This is a genomic window from Cellulomonas sp. (assembly GCF_965229465.1).
In the GTDB taxonomy this organism is placed as follows: domain Bacteria; phylum Actinomycetota; class Actinomycetes; order Actinomycetales; family Cellulomonadaceae; genus Cellulomonas.
The window spans coordinates 614,244-632,215 of the sequence record NZ_OZ245882.1 but is presented as its reverse complement, the minus strand read 5'-3'; the positions used below and the strand labels follow the sequence as shown (position 1 = coordinate 632,215).

Sequence of the window (17,972 nt, the reverse complement as noted above, 5' to 3'; positions counted from 1 at the left end):
CGCCGGATCGGCCCTCACCGAGGAGGCAGCCGTGGCAGCCCTCGACGACCTGACCGCGACGATCCCGATCGACCAGCTCGCCGCCAAGCTGGGGGTGGACACCGCCACCGCGCAGCGTGCGGTCGACGCCGCCCTGCCGGCACTGCTCGGCGGGCTCGAGGCGAACGCGCAGGACCCGGCCGGCGCCGCGTCCCTCTCGGCCGCGCTCGGCGCCAAGGACCCGGCGCTCGTCGAGGGCGGCGTGGACCTCGACCAGGTGGACACCGACGACGGCGCCAAGATCGTGCGCAACGTCTTCGGCTCGAACCAGGACCAGGTGGTGGCGGCGCTCGGCTCCGACGCGCGCACGCCCGACCAGTCGATCATCGCCAAGGTGCTCCCGCTGCTCGCGCCGATCGTCATGGCGTTCCTCGCCAAGAAGCTCGCGGGGCGCTCCGGCTCCACGCAGAGCGGGGCGACCGAGGGTGGTGGCGGGCTGGGTGACGTGCTCGGGGGCGTGCTGGGCGGCTCCGCCGGCGGCGGGCTCGGCAGCGTCCTCGGCGGGATGCTCGGCGGCGGTGGCTCCTCGGGCGGGATCGACATCGGCGGGATCCTGGGCGGCCTGCTCGGGGGCGGCAAGCGCTGACGTCGACCTGGACCAGCATGTACGCCACGGGGCGCCGCCGACCGTGGCGCCCCTTCGGCACGTCGCACCGCGAACAGGCATCCGTGACCATAGTCAAAAACTTTACAACTAGGCCGGACGAGTGAAATCGGCGGACGGGCATCCCTTTCCCTGCGGGCACACTTCTGCGTGCGCAACACTGCAGAACTCATCAGGGAAAGAAAGACACAAAGGGGTGGACGTGATTCGCGACCGGCTCGTGAGACGCATTGTCGTCAGCATTGCAGGCGCGGCGGTGGCCGTGCCGTTGGCCTTGGCCTCGCCCGCGCAAGCGGTGGTCGATCCCAGCGCACCGATCTGGTACGAGGTCGACGTGATCGGGGTGAGCTCGACCGGCGGGGTCGTCCGGTACGACCAGGAGCTCGGCAGGTGCGGAGGTGCGCAGACCGCGATCAGCTGCACCGTGAGCGCTTCGCGGACCGCCACGCGGACCATCGGAGCAACGTTCGGCATCTCGGCCGCCGGCGTGGCCGCCTCGCTCGGCATCAGCAGTGCGACGGCCGTCACCATCTCGTCGACCTGCGGCGGATCCATCGCGCCACCCACCTATCCGTGGATCGTCGGCTATGCCTCCGGCACCACGTACAAGTACACGATCCGCAAGCGGACCTACCAGTACGGGAGGCTCACGCAGACGGCCACGTCGACGCAGTACGCGTTCAACCCGCTCGGTATCCACTGCGCGCGCGCCAGCTGACCCTCTGCACACGTCGAGAACGAGAAGGGACTGACCTCATGAATCTTCGCCGCATCATGACTGTGTGCACGGCTGCGATGCTGGTGGCGACCGGGGGCGTGGCAGCCGCCACGCCTGCGTCGGCAGCGACGACGTACACGCTCACTGAGACTCTCCGTGCCCCCAACATGACGAACTTCAACGAGCCGCTCGCGACCTGCTCCGGAACGCCGGGCTTCACGTGCGCGATCTCCACGACGACCAGCGCCACCCGGACCGTCGACGCAGCGTTCGGCCTGTCCCGCGCCTGGGTGACGGCTCAGCTGAAGGTCTCGAACGCCACCACGAGATCGGTGACGGTGAGCTGCAGCGCCACGCTGTCCACCAAGTACCGACGCCTCGTCGCCTACCCCGTCGGGACGCAGATCTTCTACAAGATCACGCAGAAGACCGCGTCCGGCACGACGACGTCGGGGACTCTCATGACGTTCGAACCGGCGGCCAACTCCCAGTCCTGCTACCTGTACGCCTGAACCGACACGTCCGAAGGGCCCGCGACACCTGGGTGTCGCGGGCCCTTCGTCTGTGCCGGGTTGCGGAGACCGCGGCAGGTGGTCACGCCAGGGGCGTCAGCCCTTGACCGACCCGGACATGAGGCCGCCGATGAAGTACTTCCCGAGCAGGATGTACACCAGCAGCGTGGGCAGCGACGCGAGCAGGGCGCCCGCCATCGAGATGCCGTAGTTGGTGAGCAGCGCACCGTTGGCCAGGTTGTTGAGGGCCAGGGTGATCGGGCCGTTCTGGCTGGAGGAGAAGAACACCGCGAACAGGAAGTCGTTCCAGGCGGAGGTGAACTGCCAGATCAGGACGACCACGAAGCTGGGGATCGAGATCGGCAGGACGACCGACCAGAAGGTCCGCAGCATCCCCGCGCCGTCCACGCGGGCGGCCTCGACCAGCTCCTCGGGGATCGACATGTAGTAGTTGCGGAAGATCAGCGTCGTGATCGGAAGGCCGTAGATGACGTGCAGGATGATCAGCGACGGCACGCCCGAGGGGATGCCGGCGCCCAGGATGAGCTGGAGCAGCGGGATCATCACGGCCTGGTACGGGATGAACATCCCGAACAGGATCAGGGTGAAGACGATGTCCGCACCCTTGAAGCGCCAGCGCGCCAGCACGAAGCCGTTCATCGACCCGAGGAACGAGGAGATGATCGCGGCCGGGATCACCATCTGGAAGGTGCGCCACAGCGACGGCGACAGGGCCGTCCAGGCGGCGCTCCAGTTCTCCGTGGTCCACACCTGCGGCAGGTTCCAGGCGCGTGACGGGGTGGCGTCGCCCAGGCCCTTGAAGCTGGTCACGATCAGCACGTAGACCGGGATCAGCACGAGGAGCGTGAAGAAGATGAGCAGCGCGTACTTGGCGGTGCGGCCCTTGGAGAACCGGCTCGGGGCGACGTCGCCGGCGGCGGCCGCCGGGCGGCCGAGGGGAGCGGTGAGCTCCGCGGGGGTGACGGTGGTCATCAGTGCTTCTCCGTCCGGTTGAGGTGCACCAGGTACGGGATGATGAGCACCGCGACGATGACGAGCAGGATCGCGCCGACGGCGGCGGCGTTCGAGTAGTCGAAGCTCGACTTGAACACGTACATGTCGATGGCCGGCACCTTCGTCTGGTAGTTGGCCGGCTTCGAGATCGACATGATCAGGTCGAACGCCTTGAGGGACATGTGGCCGACGATGATCACCGCGGACAGGGCGACGGGGCTCAGCTGCGGGAAGATCACGTGGCGGTACGTCTGCCAGCTGCTCGCGCCGTCGATCTGCGACGCCTCACGCAGCTCCTCGGGGATGCCCCGGAAGCCGGCGAGGAACAGCGCCATGACGTAGCCGGACAGCTGCCAGATGGCGGGGATCGCGATGGCCGCGATGCCGATGTCGACGTTGTTCCACCAGTTGTTCTGGAGGAACGGCAGGCCGATCATCTGGAACAGCCGGTTGAGACCGGAGGCGTTCTCGCCCTGGTTGGAGTTGAGCAGCCAGCGCCACACCACGCCCGAGGCGACGAACGAGATCGCCATGGGGAACAGGTAGATGGAGCGGAAGACGCCCTCGAAGCGCACGGGCCGGTCCAGCAGCCACGCCCACACGAACCCGAAGAACATCGTGCCCGCCAGGAAGACGACGGTGTAGATCACCAGGTTGCGCAGCGAGTGCTGGAACGAGTCGGACCCGAACAGCGTGAAGTAGTTCTCGAGTCCGACGAAGCTCACGGGCGCCTTGCCGTTGGCCTGCGCGGCGTTGTGGATGTCCCGGAGCGACGTGTTCGCGTTGACCGCGAGGAGGCCGTAGACGAAGACACCGAGCAGGATCAGGGTCGGTGAGATGAGCAGGAGGGGAGGCCCCCACTTACGGATCTGTCGGGGCACGCGTGCCTCCTGGAGTCGTGACGAGCGTTCGGACGGGTCGGGCGGTCGGATCAGCCGACCCGGGTCGAGCAGGCGCTGCACGCGGCCCCGCCCCGGCCCTGGGATCGCCAGGGCCGGGGACGGGACCGTGTCGTGCGGTGGAGCAGGATCAGCCGGCGTTCGCCTCGGCGGCCGCGACCAGCTCGGCCTGGAAGCCGGCGAGGTCGCCACCACCGGTGGTGAACTTGCTGGTGGCGTCCGAGATCGCGTTGGCCCAGGCGGCCGGGGCCGCTGCGCCGTGCGCCAGCGAGGAGACGATGGTGTCCTGACCGAAGGACGTCATCGCGGACTGCTGGTACTCCGAGAAGTCCTCGGGCTTGGCGTCGTTGCGGGCCGGGATGGAGCCCTTCGCCTTGTTGAACGCGACCTGGCCGTCGAGCGACCCGATCGTCTTCAGCCACGCCTTGGCGCCGGCCGGGTGCGGAGCACCGACGGGCAGCGTGAAGGAGTCGGCGAGGAAGTCGAACACGCCGTCGGTGCCGGGGACCGGCATGTAGACGTAGTCGGCGGGAGCCTTCTTGCCGGCCTCCTCGAACGCGGCCACGGCCCAGTCGCCCATGACGTTGAACGCGGCGTTGCCGTCGATGACCTGCTGCGTCGCGTCCGGCCAGTCGAGACCGTCGCGGTCCTCGTTCGTGTAGCTCATGAGCTTCTCGAAGTCGGCGAGCGCGTCGGTGACCTCGGGGCTGGCCCAGTCGGTCGACCCGTCCCAGAGACCGTTGTAGCCGTCGGCGCCCAGGTCGGACAGGAGGATCGTCTCGAACAGGTTGACCTGGGTCCACGTGGTCGCCACCGAGAGCGGCGTGCGGCCCGTCTTCTCCCTGACGGCGTCGAGCGCGACGAACCAGTCGTCGATCGAGGCGTACGTCGCGGCCGGGTCGAGGCCCGAGTCCGTGAGGAGCTGGGTGTTCGCCCACACGACGTTGGCGCGGTGGATGTTCGACGGGATCGAGTAGATCTTGCCGTCGACGGTGAGGCGCTCGACCAGGTCGGCCGGGAACGCGTCGCGCAGACCGAACTCGTCGTACAGGGCCGAGACGTCCTCGACCTGGCCGGCGTTGATGTAGTCGGTCAGCTCCGCACCCGCGTGGGCCTGGAACGTGTCCGGCGGGTCGTTGGCCTGGAGGCGCGTCTGGAGCAGGTCCTTGGCCGCGGAGCCGGCGCCACCGGCGACGGCGCCGTTGACGAACGTGACGTCCGGGTTCTGGGTCTCGAACACGCCGACGAGGGCGTCGAGGCCGAGCTTCTCGGATCCGCTGGCCCACCAGGTGAAGACCTCCACCTCGTCGCCGCTGCCGGTGCCGCCGGTCTCGTCATCGCTGCCGCTGCCGGTGCTGCACGCGGCCAGCGCGAGGCTGGCGACGGCGAGACCTGCGGCCATGGCGGTGAACTTGCGTGCTGTACGCATGTGACTCCTACGCCTTCTTTGCCGTGGATATGGGTGCTGCTGGCCGGGGGTGGGGTCCCGCGGCCCGTGTGCTCGCCCGGCGGAGCGGGAGCGTCTGCCGGACGATCGGTCGGAGGCCCTGCGTTGCGCCTCGCCCCGATCCGGGTCACATCACATAGCCGTCGTCACATTGAAGTCAAGAAGTGAACGCACGAGTGGCCAAATCGTGATCTGGTGTTCACCCGCTGGAGACGTCCCCTCGTCCGGGGTGCCGCAGACCTCCTGGTCTGGGGCATTTCTCCGCCGTCGTCGCAGGTCGGGGCGCACGTCGCGTGCGCGCTGCGGTCGGCGTGCCCCGCGGGGCGGGGGTTCACCCGGCGCGCGGGCGAGGGCTGTGTATCCTGCGCCGGTGGGCAATGACCGGGTCACACCGGGCTCGCAGACTTCACTGCGTGAAGCCAACCGGGCGCGGATCGTCAGCGCCGTCCAGCAGCGTGGCTCGCTCACGCAGGTCGAGCTGGCCGGCGTCACCGGCCTGTCCCCAGCCACCGTGTCCAACATCGTCAAAGAGCTGACGACCGCCGGTGTCCTGCACACCGCCCCCACCTCGCGCAGCGGCCGGCGCGCGCAGCAGGTGACGCTCGCGCGCAACCTCGGGCTGGTCGCCGGCATGCACTTCGGCACGCGATCGTTGCGCGTGGCCCTCTCGGACGTGGCGCACCGGATCGTCGCCGAGCAGCGCATGCCGCTGCCGCCCGACCACCGCGCCGACCAGGGGCTCGAGCGCGCCGCGCTGCTCCTCACCGAGATGGTCGACTCGGTCGACGCCACCCTGGCCGAGGTGTTGGCCGTCGGCGTCGGGGTGCCGGCCCCGGTCGACGTGCGCACCGGCCAGCTCTCCTCGCTCGGGATGCTGCGTGGCTGGGACGGTGCACCGGTGCCCCAGATGCTCGGCGAACGCCTCGGCCTGCCGGTGTACATCGACAACGACGCCAACCTCGGCGCGCTCGCGGAGGTCCGGCTCGGCGCCGCCCGCGGGAAGCAGCACGTGGTCTACGTGCGCGCCTCGCACGGGGTCGGCGGGGGGCTGGTGCTCGGGGGCGAGGTGTTCCACGGGCGCGTGGGCGCTGCAGGCGAGATCGGGCACACGACGATCGACGACCAGGGGCCCGTCTGCCGCTGCGGGAACCGCGGCTGCCTGGAGATGTACGTCGGCGCCCCCGTGCTGCTGGAGATGCTGCGGCCGAGCCACGGCAACCTCACGCTGCGCGACGTGATCGCCCGCGCCGAGGCCGGCGACACCGGGTGCCGGCGCGTGATCGCCGACGCCGGCCATCATCTCGGCGTCGCGGCGGCCAGCGTGTGCAACCTGTTCGACCCCGAGCTCCTGGTGGTCGGCGGGGAGCTGGCGGACGCGGGGGAGATGCTGCTCGAGCCGCTGCGTGTCGCCCTCGCGCAGCGCACGATCCCCAGCACGGCGGGCCCGGTTCCCGTGGTCGGCGCGGAGCTGGGCGCTGCCGCCGAGGTGCGCGGTGCGCTCGCGGTGGCGCTCGACACGGTCACGATCGCCGGCGCCGGGGCGGTGGTCGTGTGACCCGCGCGCTGACGGCGGCCCTGGCCGTGGTGCTCGCCCTCGCGGGGTGCGCGTCCGCGCCGACCGGCGCCGCCCCCTCCGACCAGGTGATCGCCCTCCTGCTCCCGGAGTCGAAGACCGCCCGGTACGAGGCGGTGGACCGCCCCGAGTTCGAGAAGGTCGTCCGCGACCGGTGCCCCGAGTGCACGGTGGTCTACGCCAACGCCGCCCAGGACGCCGCCACCCAGCAGCAGCAGGCCGAGTCGGCGCTGACGCAGGGCGCGGGGGTGCTGGTGCTCGACGCCGTCGACGCCGCCGCGGCCGTGAGCATCGTCGGTCAGGCGCACCGCCGGGGCGTGCCGGTCATCGCCTACGACCGGTTCATCTCCGACGCCGACCTCGACTACTACGTCTCCTTCGACAGCCGTCGGATCGGGCGGTACCAGGGCGAGGCGCTGGTGCGGGAGCTCGCGGCCGGCCGGACCGGTCCCGACGACCCTCCCCAGGGCGTCCTGATGGTCAACGGTGCGGCGACCGACCCGAACTCGGCGGCCCTCGAGGCCGGCGTCGCCGACGCGTTCGCCGGCGAACCCATCGAGATCCTGGCGTCGTACGACACCCCCGACTGGAGCCCGGACAAGGCGCAGGAGTGGGTGACCGGGCAGCTCACGCAGTACGCGGGCCGGGTCGACGCCGTGTACGCCGCGAACGACGGGACGGCCGGCGGCGCGATCTCGGCGATGAAGGCCGCCGGGCTCGACCCCGTCCCGCCCGTCACGGGCCAGGATGCCGAGCTGGCGGCGATCCAGCGCATCGTCACCGGCGACCAGTCGATGACCGTCTACAAGGCGATCGGTGGCCAGGCCCGCACCGCCGCGGAGCTCGCTGTCCGCGTGCTGCGCGGCGAGGTGCCGGTCACCACCGCCCGCGTGGCCGGGGTACCGGCCTTGCTGCTCAGTCCCGTGCCCGTGACCCTGGACAACCTGCACCGCGTCATCGTCGACGGCGGCGTCTACACCACCGAGGAGATCTGCGTGGATCCCTACACCGGCGCCTGCGCCGCCGCGGGCCTGCTCGACGGGGGTGCCCCGTGACCGAGTCGGTCCTGGCCCTGCGCGGCGTCTCCAAGAGCTATGGCGCCGCCCGCGCCCTCGTCGAGGTCGACCTCCAGGTGCACGCCCACGAGGTCGTCGCCGTGATCGGGGACAACGGCGCCGGCAAGTCGACGCTGGTCGCGGCGCTGACCGGTGCGCTCGTCCCCGACGCGGGCGACGTCCTGGTGGACGGGCGCCCCGTGACGCTCTCCGACCCGTCGGTCGCGCGCGGGCTGGGCATCGCCGCCGTGTTCCAGGACCTGGCCCTGTGCGCCAACCTCGACGTCGTCGAGAACCTGTACCTCGGGCACGAGGCCGAGCGCGGGCTCCTGCTCGACGAGGTCACCATGGAGAAGCACGCGTGGGAGCTGCTCAACCAGCTCGCCGCCCGCGTGCCGTCCGTGCGGGTGCCCGTCGCCGCCCTGTCCGGTGGTCAGCGGCAGGCCGTCGCCATCGCGCGCTCGTTGCTGGGGGAGCCGCGGGTGATCGTCCTCGACGAGCCGACCGCTGCCCTCGGGCTGCGTCAGACAGCGGAGTTCCTCACGCTCGTCGAGCGGCTGCGCGAGCGTGGGCACGGGGTGGTCCTGACCAGCCACTCGCTGGCCGACGTGCAGGCCGTGGCGGACCGGATCGTGGTCCTGCGGCTCGGCCGGGTCAACGGGGTGTTCGACGCCGCGCGGACCAGCTACGAGGAGCTGCTGGCGGCAGTGACGGGGATCGCCCGATGAGCGCCGTGGTCGCGGACTCGGGCCTCGTCGCCACCACCTGGCAGCGCCTGCGCACGGGGGACCTCGGCGTGCTGCCCGTCGCCGTGGTGCTCGTCCTGATCGGTCTGGTGTTCCAGCTGCTCAACCCGCACTTCCTGTCCAGCGACAACCTGGTCAACCTCACGCAGCAGTCGGCCGCCACCGGGGTGATCGCGCTCGGCGTGGTGCTCACGCTGCACGTCGGGCAGATCGACCTGTCGGTCGGGGCCGTGTCGGGGCTGGCCGCGGCCGTCGTCGCCGTCGGCTCCGTGCAGCTGGGCTGGCCGCTGTGGATCTCGGTCCTGGCCGCCGTCGCGGTCGGCGTCCTCGTCGGGTCCATCTACGCCGCCCTGCACACCCGGCTGGCGGTGCCGAGCTTCGTGTTCACGCTGGCCGGTCTGCTGGTGGTCACGGGTCTCCAGATGCGGGTGCTGGGGCCCACCGGGTCGGTCAACCTCCCGTTCGAGTGGTGGCTGGTGCGGTTCTGCCAGACCGCGTTCCTGGCCCCGGCGACCTCGTGGGCGATCGTCGCGCTCGTCGTCCTCGCGTACGCCGCCGGACGGGCCACGGACCGCATGCGCCGGCTCCGGGTCGAGCTGCCGGTCGCGCCGCTCTGGACGGTGGTGGCCCGGGTGGCCGCGCTCGCGGCGGTGCTGTCCGTCGTCGTGGCCTACCTCGGCACCAACCGTGGGGTGGGTGCGGTCTTCGCGCTCTTCGTCGGGCTCGTCGCGCTCACCGACCTGATGCTGCGGCGGACGCGCTGGGGTCGGTTCGTGCGCGCGGTCGGCGGTGATGCCGAGGCCGCGCGCAAGGCCGGCGTCCCGGTCCGCCGCGTGTTCGTGTCCGCGTTCGTCGCGTGCTCGACGCTCGCCGCGCTCGGTGGCGTGCTCGCGGTCGGGCGCCTCGCGGCGGCGAACCAGGGCAGCGGCGCCGGCGACACCAACCTGACGGCCATCGCGGCCGCCGTCATCGGCGGGACCAGCCTGTTCGGGGGGCGCGGATCGGCGTGGTCGGCGCTCGTGGGCATTCTCGTCGTGCAGTCGATCTCCACGGGGCTGACCCTGCTGAACCTGGACCAGTCGGCTCGCCTGGTGGTGACCGGCCTGGTGCTGGCCGTCGCGGTCACCATCGACGCCCTCCAGCGCCGCGCCCGCGAGTCCTGACCCGCCCCGACCCGAGGCAGGGCCGCCCCGACCGCCCCCGGTCGCCCGACCGTCCCCGGTCGCCCGACCGTCCCGGTCGCCGGCCCCTGCCTCCGACCCGATGCGCCGGCCAAGGTTCGCGTGAAGAGATCGTTCCGCTGATCGCAACCAACTCTTCACGCGAGCCGCCGCACGCGGCGTTCTCCGGCCTTCGCGGGGGTCGTGTTCCGCTGCGCCTGTCTCGGAGCTTCCGAGGCTGTGGATGGTCGGCGTCGTGCGCTCGTCGGCTGCGGGACGCTGCGGGCGTGAGCGACGACCGACAGGCCGCGCCGCGTCCGGGGCGGCTCCCGCCTCAGCTGGACGCCGCAGCGCGGGACACCGTCGTGCGGCAGGACGCCGTGGTGACGTCGGCGCAGCTCCACGCGTGGGGAGTGGGCCGTGCGGTCGTGTCACGACGAGTTGCCCGCGGTGACTGGCAGCAGCTGTGGCGCGGCGTCGTCGCCCTGCACTCGGGTGGGATCACCTGGCGACAGCGCGCGCGTGGTGCCCTGCTCTACGCCGGCGACGGTGCCGCCCTCTCGCACACCTCGGCCGCGTTCGTGCACGGGATCGTCCCGACGCCCGGACCGCGGATCGTCGTCAGCATCCCGGTCCGCCGCGCAGTCTCCCCGCAGCCGGGCCTCGAGATCCGGCGCCGGCGGACGATGCCGTACGCAGGTGGGCGAGTCCGTGCCCTCGGCGTCGACGACACCGTGCTGGATCTCGTGCACGAGCTCGAGTCGGAGGATGACGTCGTGGGCCTCGTCTGCGAGGCGGTCCGCGTCGGCGTCCTGCCGGGTCGGCTCCTGCTCCAGGTGGGCCGACGGAGATTCCTCCGGCACCGCGATCTCGTCGTGAACCTGCTCGGGGACGAGGGGACGGGAATCGAGTCGCCGCTCGAGCACCGGTACGTGCGGGACGTCGAACGGCGCCACCGACTGCCGGTCGCGCGCGGACAGGTGCGCGAGCGGACGGGTGGTCGCTGGATCCGCGCCGACCGCGTGCACGTGGGGCTCGGGGTCCGGATCGAGCTGGACGGGCAGCTCGCGCACCCGTCCGGCCGCACAGCCCTCGACACCTGGCGCGACAACGCGGTACTGATCGAGCGATCCGAGATCACCCTCCGCTACCGATGGCAGCACGTCGTGGCCGAGCCGTGCGAGACGGCCGGTCAGGTGGCGTCCGCTCTGCGCTCCCGGGGCTGGCAGGGCCGAGCCACGCCGTGCTCGCCGACCTGCCCGGTCCTCGGGTGACGACCGCCGCGAGCTCGCGTGAAGACTTCGTTCCGCCGAGCGCAACGAAGTCTTCACGCGAGCGCGAGCGGCTGGCGCCGGCGCGGAGCCGTCAGGCGCGGGCGCAGGTGGTGCCGTTGAGCGCGAAGCTCGTCGGGGTCGTGTTGGTGCCCGAGTAGGCGCCGTTGAGGCCGAACTGGGTGGAGCCGCCCGCGGGGATCGTGCCGTTCCAGGCGGCGTTCTTCGCGGTGACCACCGACCCGGACTGCGTGGTGACCGAGCTCCACGCCTGCGTGACGGTCTGACCCGACGGGTAGGTCCAGGTCAGCGTCCACCCGGTGAGCGCCACCGCCGACCTGAGGGTGATGTTCGCCGTGAAGCCGGTGTTCCACTGGTTCACGGAGTAGGTGACCGTGCAGGCGCCCGAGGGTGTGGGAGTGGGTGCCGGCGTCGTCGGAACGGGCGTGGTCGGGGCCGGTGTCGTGGGGGCTGGTGTGGTGGGGGCTGGGGTGGTGGGCGACGGGGTGCTCGTCGTGTCGAGGCCGAAGAAGTGGATCGCCGCGGCGGCGTCCACGGGCAGGTTGTGGCCGACGCCCTGCAGGCTGATCGCCTCGAGCGGGGCGCGGTCGCCGGTGGCGCCGTACCGGGTGCGGGTCTGGCCGCTGGCCGGGGAGTCCGTCGACGCCGGCGTCGCGCTCACGCCCAGCACGTTGGTCCACTGCTTGATCGCCTCGCCGAAGTTCACGTAGCTGAGCGTGGTGTCCTCGGACCCGTGCCACAGCTGGACCCGCGGTCGCGCGCCCGTGTAGCCGGGGTAGGCGGCGCGCGCCAGGTCGCCCCACTGCTGGGCGGTCAGCACGCGGCGACCGCCCGAGCAGTCGCTGTTCCAGGGCGCCTGCGAGGTGGTGCCCGGCGGGGGCGAGGTCGTCGAGAAGCAGGTGGCGGGGACGCCCGCGAAGGCCGACCCCGCGGCGAACACGTCCGGGTAGGTGGCCAGCAGCACCTCGGTCATCATCGCGCCCGACGAGACGCCGGTGACGAACACCCTGCTGGGGTCGGTCGCGTACCGCTGCTGGACGTACTGGACCATCGACACGATGCTCGCGGGGTCGCTGGCGCCGCCGTGCGTGAGGGCCTGAGCCGAGCTGACGTCGAAGCAGCTGCCGCTCCTGTTCGCCTGCGGGTAGATGACGATGTAGCCGTACCGGGTGGCCAGCTCGTCGAACTGAGCGCCGTCGTACATGGCCTGCGCGGTGCCGGTGCAGTAGTGCACCGCCACCAGCACGGCGGGCTTGGCGGGCAGCGAGTCCGGCACGAACAGGCTCATGCCCAGCTGCCCGGGGTTGCTGCCGAAGCTGGCGACATTCACCAGCGAGGCGGCCTGGGCTGCGGGCGCGGTGGTCAGCGCGGCGACCGCGAGGCCGACGACGCCGAGGGCGAGGGTGGTGGCGGCCGCGACGGTGCGGCGCAGGGACGGCTTCATCGGTGTCCTCCGGAAGGTGCGACCGATAGTTGCGAGAGAACTGTCGGAATCGTCCCTCGGAGCATGTCGAACCGCGCCGACGCAGGTCAGGCCACGAAGCGTTTCAGCGGAAGACGATCGTCCGGTGCCCGTCGAGGAGTACCCGGTGCTCCGCGTGCCAGCGCACCGCGCGCGACAGGGCGCGGCGTTCGACGTCCTGGCCGAGGGCGACGAGGTCCTCGACGTGGCGGGAGTGGTCGACGCGCTCCACGTCCTGCTCGATGATCGGACCCTCGTCGAGGTCCCCGGTCACGTAGTGCGCGGTGGCGCCGATGAGCTTGACGCCGCGGTCGTGGGCCTGCGCATAGGGGCGCGCGCCCTTGAACGACGGCAGGAACGAGTGGTGGATGTTGATCACGCGGCCCTGGAGCGCCCGGCACAGGTCGTCGGACAGGATCTGCATGTAGCGGGCCAGCACGACCAGCTCGACGTCGAGCTCGCGGACCAGCTCGAGCAGCCGCGCCTCGGACTGCTGCTTGGTCGCGGCGGTCACGGGGACGTGGTGGAACGGGATGCCGTAGAAGTCGGCCAACGGCTCGAGGACCGTGTGGTTGGACACCACGGCGACCAGCTCGATCGGGAGGTTCTCCGACCGCTGCCGGAACGCCAGGTCGTTCAGGCAGTGCGCGGCGGTCGAGCCCATGACGAGCGTGCGGACCGGCCGGCCGACCACGTCGAGCGACCAGTCCATGGCGAACTGCCGCGCGACCGGGGCGAACGCGGCCTCCAGCTCGTCGCGCGGCGTGGACGCCGTGACCTGCACCCGCATGAAGAACAGCCCCGACAGCGGGTCCCCGAACTGCTGCGACTCGGTGATGTTCCCCCCGTGCTCGGCCAGCAGCCCGGCGACCGCGTGCACGATCCCGGGGCGGTCGGGGCAGGAGAGGGTGAGAACCCAGTGGGTGGCATCGGACGAGACGGGGGACACGGTGTCCGAGAGTAGTGGTCGTGCGGATCGGCTGACACGATGGGCCGCATGACGCAGCCCGACCTCGAGATCCGTTCGGTCACCGTCGACGACGCCGGCGAGCTGCTCACGCTGCGCCGCGCGGCGTTCGTCACGGAGGCCCAGCAGTACGGCGACCCGCACATCCCGCCGCTCACGCAGACGCTCGAGGAGCTCGAGGCCGACCTCCAGCGCGACGGCGTCATCACGCTCGGCGGCTGGTACGGGCACCGGCTGGTCGGCTCGATCCGGATGCTCATCGAGGGTACGAAGGCCACGCTCGGCCGCTTTGCCGTCGCTCCCGACCTGCAGGGGCAGGGCTTCGGCACGCAGATGCTCATGGCGATCCTGCCGCACCTGCCCGAGGGCATCGAGGAGGTCTGGGTGTTCACCGGCCGCGACTCGGTGCAGAACCTCGCGCTGTACGCCAAGCACGGGTACGAGCACCAGCACGACCAGACCGCCGGAGACCTCACGTACGCGTACCTGCGCAAGATCTTGGGCGACGGCGGGCCGACCGACTGACCTCAAGTCAGTCCGGGCACGGGCCGATGCGCAAGCATGCCGGACGCTCGCGAACCCCTCCCGACGGTCCGAGCGACACCGCCCACCGCCGATCGTGCTCGACTGCTCGCGTCCTGGGCGCTCGCCGCCGACGCGATCGACGAGCTCGAGCTGGCCGCTGCGCTGATGGACGAGGCCGGGCTCCCCGCCACGGAGACGGCGTCGCGACGCGCGGGAATCGCCTATCTGCGCGGAACGCCGCAGGAGACGGTCCGCATCCTGGGCGAGCTCGGGATGACGGCCGTCCCGGCCGAGGGCCCGCAACGCATCGAGCACGTCCTGCTCCTGGGTGCACAGGCCGCGACCGGAGACCACCCCGCGTTCGCGCGCCTCGTCGCTCTCGGAGGAAGCATCCCGGCGGAGCACCGCGCCTGGTTCCTCTACGTCCTCGCCGTCGCTGCCGAGCGGTGCGGTCGACTCGAGATCGCCGACGACGCATGGCGGTCGCTCGCTGTCGACGTCGGCGTGAGCTCGTCCCTCGTGCTGAGCCGGTTCCTCTCGGGCTGGGTGGCCGGCCGGGACACCCGCGACGCCGACAGAGCGATGTCGCAGGTGCTGCAGGCAGCGCAGGCCCTGCGCTCGGCGAGCCCTCGGCCCTGGCAGGACGCGAGCACCATGCGTCGGACCGTGGAGGCACTCGACCTTCGCGGCGACTCGGCGGGGGCGGCTCTGCTGACCGCGGCGGTCGGGCGCACCAGTCCGCCTGATCCCCGCTTGGCGGAGCTCGCCGCATGCTACCGACCCGAGGTACGTCGCGCGCCCGTCGTCGTCCCCGTCGTCGTCGCGGCCGTGGCCACCCTGGTGGCGGCCGTCCCGGGGCTTGCTGCCGGAGTCGCCTTGGTGATCATGCTCCGGTCGCGCTGGCGAGCCGTGCCCAGCCTGTCGATGACCGACGAGCGGGTGTGGTTCGGGCTCGGCGCGATGCGTTTCGATGCGCGGAAGGTTCAGGAGGGGGCATCCCAGCAGGTCCGGAGCCTCGTCGTCGTCCTGGTCCTCGGAGGGGCCCTGCTGGCCGTGCTCGCATCCGTCGGCCTGTGGTCGGCCGCACAAGAGGTGTGGCCTGATGTCCCGCTGCTCGTCCAGGTCGCGATCTGGCTCGTGCCTGTCGTGGTGCTGCCGGCCGTCGGTGGTGCGCTCGGGCAGTGGCTGCTGCGTGATGCCGATCTCCGGGCCCTACGCCGCCGCGATGCCGAGCACGACCGGCAGATCGTCGCGGAGGCGCGGCGCTGCGCGTGCTGGGAGGTGGCCAGCCTGATCGGGCCACGCGCCGATGCCTACGTCGCCGTCCACCTGCGCCCGGTGTCCGGACCGGACATGGAGGTGTCGACCGCGGGGCGCGCGGCGACAGTGTTCGCGTGCCCGCTCTCCGGTGTCCGCTGGCTCGCGACGACCGCGGAGTCGGGAGTCTCGACGCTTCTGCTGCGAGGGACGGCTGCCCCCTCGGCCTTCGACGGTGCGCAGCAGCCGATCGGTACGGGGGGCTATCTCTGAAGGTGGTCGCCGGGTCCCCGGGGCGGCCGTCGGCTTGCTAGTCTGTGCCGGTCGCGACTGGCGCAGCGGGTGGGTCACCACCGGGGAGCGACGAAGCAGCAGCAGACCATGGGTCGGACGCCTGGGCCCCCGGTCACCCACACCGGTCCATCACCGAGTGCGCGGTGCCCGACACCGTGCTGACTGCCAGGGAGTGCCATGAGCAACACCCCGATCCTTGACCAGAACATCTCCGAGCTCGACCCGGAGATCGCTGCCGTCCTCGACGGCGAGCTCGCCCGCCAGCAGGGCACGCTCGAGATGATCGCGAGCGAGAACTTCGTGCCCCGCGCCGTCCTGCAGGCGCAGGGCTCCGTGCTCACCAACAAGTACGCGGAGGGCTACCCGGGCCGCCGCTACTACGGCGGCTGCGAGCAGGTCGACATCGCCGAGAACATCGCGATCGCCCGCGCCAAGTCGCTGTTCGGTGCCGACCACGCCAACGTCCAGCCGCACTCGGGCGCCACGGCCAACGCCGCCGTGCTGCACGCGCTGATCAACGCGGGCGACAAGATCCTCGGCCTCGAGCTGGCGCACGGCGGTCACCTCACGCACGGCATGAAGATCAACTTCTCCGGCAAGCTGTACGAGGTCGGCGCCTACGGCGTGGACCCGCAGACGTTCCTCGTGGACATGGACGTCGTCCGGGAGAAGGCCCTCGAGCAGCGTCCCGACGTGATCATCGGCGGCTGGTCCGCCTACCCGCGCCAGCTCGACTTCGCGGCGTTCCGGTCCATCTCCGACGAGGTCGGCGCCAAGCTCTGGGTCGACATGGCGCACTTCGCCGGCCTGGTGGCCGCGGGGCTGCACCCGAACCCCGTCCCGCACTCCGACGTGGTGTCCTCCACGGTGCACAAGACGATCGGCGGCCCCCGCTCGGGCTTCATCCTGAGCCGCGAGGAGTACGCCAAGAAGATCGACTCGGCCGTGTTCCCCGGTCAGCAGGGGGGCCCGCTCATGCACGTGATCGCCGCCAAGGCCGTCGCGTTCAAGATTGCCGCCACGGAGGACTTCAAGGACCGCCAGCAGCGCACCCTGGACGGCGCCCGCCTCATCGCCGAGCGGCTGTCGGCGCCGGACGTCGCGAAGGCCGGTGTCTCGGTGCTCACCGGCGGCACCGACGTGCACCTGGTGCTCGTCGACCTGCGGCACTCCGACCTGGACGGCCAGCAGGCGGAGGACCTCCTGCACTCGGCCGGGATCACGGTGAACCGCAACGCGGTGCCCTTCGACCCGCGCCCCCCGCGCGTGACCTCGGGCCTGCGCATCGGCACGCCCGCGCTGGCCACCCGCGGCTTCGGCGACGCCGAGTTCACGGAGGTCGCCGACATCATCGCGACCGCCCTGATCAACGGCGCGTCGACCGACCTCGAGGCGCTCAAGGCCCGGGTGCTCAAGCTCACCGACGCGTTCCCGCTGTACTCCGACCTGCAGCAGTACTGATGACGGCGCAGCTCCTCGACGGGACCGCCACCGCGGCCCGGATCAAGGCCGAGCTGACCGAACGCGTCGCGGCGCTCGCGGCGCGCTCGGTCACGCCCGGGCTGGGCACGCTGCTCGTCGGCGACGACCCCGGGTCGCGCTGGTACGTGGCCGGCAAGCACAAGGACTGCGCCGAGGTGGGCATCGCCTCGATCCGGGAGGACCTGCCGGCCACGGCCACGCAGGACGAGATCGAGGCGGCCGTCCGACGCCTCAACGAGGACCCGGAGTGCACCGGGTTCATCGTCCAGCTGCCGCTGCCGAAGGGCATCGACACCAACCGCGTGCTCGAGCTCGTCGACCCCGAGAAGGACGCCGACGGGCTGCATCCGACCAACCTCGGACGGCTCGTGCTCCGGGTCAACGAGAAGGTGACGTCCCCGTTGCCGTGCACGCCCCGCGGCATCATCGACCTGCTGCTCCGGCACGACATCGACCTGCACGGTGCGGACGTTGTCATCGTCGGTCGTGGGGTCACCGTCGGGCGCTCGATCGGGCTGCTGCTCACGCGTCGGGAGATCAACGCGACCGTGACGCTCACGCACACGGGCACCGAGGACCTTGCGGAGCACACCCGGAACGCCGACGTCGTCATCGCGGCGGCCGGGGTGCCGGGGATCATCACGGCGGACATCATCAAGCCGGGCGCGGTCGTCATCGACGTCGGCGTCTCGCGGTCCACCGACCCCGACACGGGCAAGAGCCGGGTCGTCGGCGACGTCGACCCCGGCGTGCGCGAGGTCGCATCGTGGGTGTCGCCGAACCCGGGCGGCGTCGGGCCGATGACGCGCGCGATGCTGCTGACCAACGTCGTCGAGACGGCTGAGCGACTCCTGGGCTGACACCACCGCTGGTCGGGGCCAGGCTGTCCGTAAGGACGGCCGGCCCCGGCCGTCGGAGGGAGCACC

The 17,972-nt window shown here is 71.5% G+C and carries 17 protein-coding genes and 1 riboswitch; of the genes, 12 read left to right on the top strand and 5 right to left on the bottom strand.

The genetic code is table 11. From position 1 onward, the window contains the following. Nucleotides 1-31: 31 nt before the first annotated feature. The 3 genes from ACO06A_RS02905 (at nt 32) to ACO06A_RS02895 (ending at nt 1,873) form a co-directional block, all read left to right on the top strand. On the top strand, nt 32-625 hold the full coding sequence (locus ACO06A_RS02905) for a DUF937 domain-containing protein (protein ID WP_421734589.1): 594 nt from the start codon (nt 32-34) through the stop codon (nt 623-625). 274 nt (nt 626-899) lie between these two features. Then, nucleotides 900-1,361: a hypothetical protein gene (locus tag ACO06A_RS02900; RefSeq protein ID WP_421734588.1), complete on the top strand. Its 462-nt coding sequence runs from the start codon at nt 900-902 to the stop codon at nt 1,359-1,361. A 38-nt stretch (nt 1,362-1,399) separates the two neighbouring features. Continuing rightward, nucleotides 1,400-1,873 (top strand): hypothetical protein, encoded by a 474-nt coding sequence (locus tag ACO06A_RS02895; protein ID WP_421734587.1) that lies wholly within the window; start codon nt 1,400-1,402, stop codon nt 1,871-1,873. Nucleotides 1,874-1,969: 96 nt separating this feature from the next. Here ACO06A_RS02895 and ACO06A_RS02890 read toward each other — a convergent pair whose 3' ends face one another. From ACO06A_RS02890 to ACO06A_RS02880, 3 genes are all read right to left on the bottom strand, one after another. Beyond that, a complete protein-coding gene (locus ACO06A_RS02890; protein ID WP_421734586.1) occupies nt 1,970-2,866 on the bottom strand; it encodes a carbohydrate ABC transporter permease in 897 nt (298 codons plus the stop codon). Continuing rightward, nucleotides 2,866-3,768, bottom strand: coding sequence for a carbohydrate ABC transporter permease (locus ACO06A_RS02885; RefSeq protein WP_421734585.1), 903 nt, complete (start codon nt 3,766-3,768; stop codon nt 2,866-2,868). Before ACO06A_RS02885 ends, ACO06A_RS02890 begins: the two co-directional genes overlap by 1 nt. A gap of 148 nt (nt 3,769-3,916) precedes the next feature. Further along, nucleotides 3,917-5,215: an ABC transporter substrate-binding protein gene (locus tag ACO06A_RS02880; protein ID WP_421734584.1), complete on the bottom strand. Its 1,299-nt coding sequence runs from the start codon at nt 5,213-5,215 to the stop codon at nt 3,917-3,919. A gap of 388 nt (nt 5,216-5,603) precedes the next feature. Between ACO06A_RS02880 and ACO06A_RS02875 the strand changes: the two genes are divergently transcribed. The 5 genes from ACO06A_RS02875 to ACO06A_RS02855 all read left to right on the top strand — a co-directional run bounded on the left by ACO06A_RS02875 (nt 5,604) and on the right by ACO06A_RS02855 (nt 11,041). Then, complete coding sequence (locus tag ACO06A_RS02875) at nt 5,604-6,788, top strand: ROK family transcriptional regulator (protein ID WP_421734583.1); 1,185 nt, start codon at nt 5,604-5,606, stop codon at nt 6,786-6,788. After that, entirely contained in the window at nt 6,785-7,861 is a 1,077-nt protein-coding gene (locus tag ACO06A_RS02870; RefSeq protein ID WP_421734582.1) for a substrate-binding domain-containing protein, read from the top strand. Before ACO06A_RS02875 ends, ACO06A_RS02870 begins: the two co-directional genes overlap by 4 nt. Next, nucleotides 7,858-8,589 carry an ATP-binding cassette domain-containing protein gene (locus ACO06A_RS02865; protein WP_421734581.1) on the top strand — a complete coding sequence of 244 codons (732 nt, stop codon included), beginning with the start codon at nt 7,858-7,860 and terminating at the stop codon, nt 8,587-8,589. Before ACO06A_RS02870 ends, ACO06A_RS02865 begins: the two co-directional genes overlap by 4 nt. After that, a complete protein-coding gene (locus ACO06A_RS02860) occupies nt 8,586-9,770 on the top strand; it encodes a sugar ABC transporter permease (protein WP_421734580.1) in 1,185 nt (394 codons plus the stop codon). Before ACO06A_RS02865 ends, ACO06A_RS02860 begins: the two co-directional genes overlap by 4 nt. A 284-nt stretch (nt 9,771-10,054) precedes the next feature. Beyond that, complete coding sequence (locus ACO06A_RS02855; protein WP_421734579.1) at nt 10,055-11,041, top strand: hypothetical protein; 987 nt, start codon at nt 10,055-10,057, stop codon at nt 11,039-11,041. Nucleotides 11,042-11,132: 91 nt separating this feature from the next. Here the strand turns inward: ACO06A_RS02855 and ACO06A_RS02850 are convergent, their stop codons facing one another. Further along, nucleotides 11,133-12,503, bottom strand: coding sequence for a PHB depolymerase family esterase (locus ACO06A_RS02850; RefSeq protein WP_421734578.1), 1,371 nt, complete (start codon nt 12,501-12,503; stop codon nt 11,133-11,135). Nucleotides 12,504-12,606: 103 nt separating this feature from the next. Continuing rightward, on the bottom strand, nt 12,607-13,470 hold the full coding sequence (gene purU, locus ACO06A_RS02845; RefSeq protein WP_421734577.1) for a formyltetrahydrofolate deformylase: 864 nt from the start codon (nt 13,468-13,470) through the stop codon (nt 12,607-12,609). Nucleotides 13,471-13,518: 48 nt separating this feature from the next. On the opposite strand from purU, the gene ACO06A_RS02840 reads away from it, so the two are divergent. The 4 genes from ACO06A_RS02840 to ACO06A_RS02825 all read left to right on the top strand — a co-directional run bounded on the left by ACO06A_RS02840 (nt 13,519) and on the right by ACO06A_RS02825 (nt 17,906). Then, entirely contained in the window at nt 13,519-14,013 is a 495-nt protein-coding gene (locus tag ACO06A_RS02840; protein WP_421734576.1) for a GNAT family N-acetyltransferase, read from the top strand. 36 nt (nt 14,014-14,049) lie between these two features. Then, complete coding sequence (locus ACO06A_RS02835; RefSeq protein ID WP_421734575.1) at nt 14,050-15,543, top strand: hypothetical protein; 1,494 nt, start codon at nt 14,050-14,052, stop codon at nt 15,541-15,543. 43 nt (nt 15,544-15,586) lie between these two features. Then, a riboswitch (ZMP/ZTP riboswitch) is annotated at nt 15,587-15,677 on the top strand. A gap of 64 nt (nt 15,678-15,741) precedes the next feature. Beyond that, the gene (gene glyA / locus ACO06A_RS02830) at nt 15,742-17,025 is read left to right on the top strand and encodes a serine hydroxymethyltransferase (protein WP_421734574.1); all 1,284 of its coding nucleotides are present in this window, start codon (nt 15,742-15,744) and stop codon (nt 17,023-17,025) included. Next, entirely contained in the window at nt 17,025-17,906 is an 882-nt protein-coding gene (locus tag ACO06A_RS02825) for a bifunctional methylenetetrahydrofolate dehydrogenase/methenyltetrahydrofolate cyclohydrolase (RefSeq protein WP_421734573.1), read from the top strand. Before glyA ends, ACO06A_RS02825 begins: the two co-directional genes overlap by 1 nt. The last annotated feature ends 66 nt before the right edge of the window (nt 17,907-17,972 follow it).

Coding starts and splice junctions, on each gene's coding strand:
- ACO06A_RS02895 (WP_421734587.1), top strand. CDS start 1,400: ATGAATCTTCGCCGCATCATGACTGTGTGCACGGCTGCGATGCTGGTG.
- ACO06A_RS02890 (WP_421734586.1), bottom strand. CDS start 2,866: ATGACCACCGTCACCCCCGCGGAGCTCACCGCTCCCCTCGGCCGCCCG.
- ACO06A_RS02880 (WP_421734584.1), bottom strand. CDS start 5,215: ATGCGTACAGCACGCAAGTTCACCGCCATGGCCGCAGGTCTCGCCGTC.
- ACO06A_RS02860 (WP_421734580.1), top strand. CDS start 8,586: ATGAGCGCCGTGGTCGCGGACTCGGGCCTCGTCGCCACCACCTGGCAG.
- ACO06A_RS02850 (WP_421734578.1), bottom strand. CDS start 12,503: ATGAAGCCGTCCCTGCGCCGCACCGTCGCGGCCGCCACCACCCTCGCC.
- ACO06A_RS02840 (WP_421734576.1), top strand. CDS start 13,519: ATGACGCAGCCCGACCTCGAGATCCGTTCGGTCACCGTCGACGACGCC.
- ACO06A_RS02835 (WP_421734575.1), top strand. CDS start 14,050: ATGCCGGACGCTCGCGAACCCCTCCCGACGGTCCGAGCGACACCGCCC.
- glyA (WP_421734574.1), top strand. CDS start 15,742: ATGAGCAACACCCCGATCCTTGACCAGAACATCTCCGAGCTCGACCCG.
- ACO06A_RS02825 (WP_421734573.1), top strand. CDS start 17,025: ATGACGGCGCAGCTCCTCGACGGGACCGCCACCGCGGCCCGGATCAAG.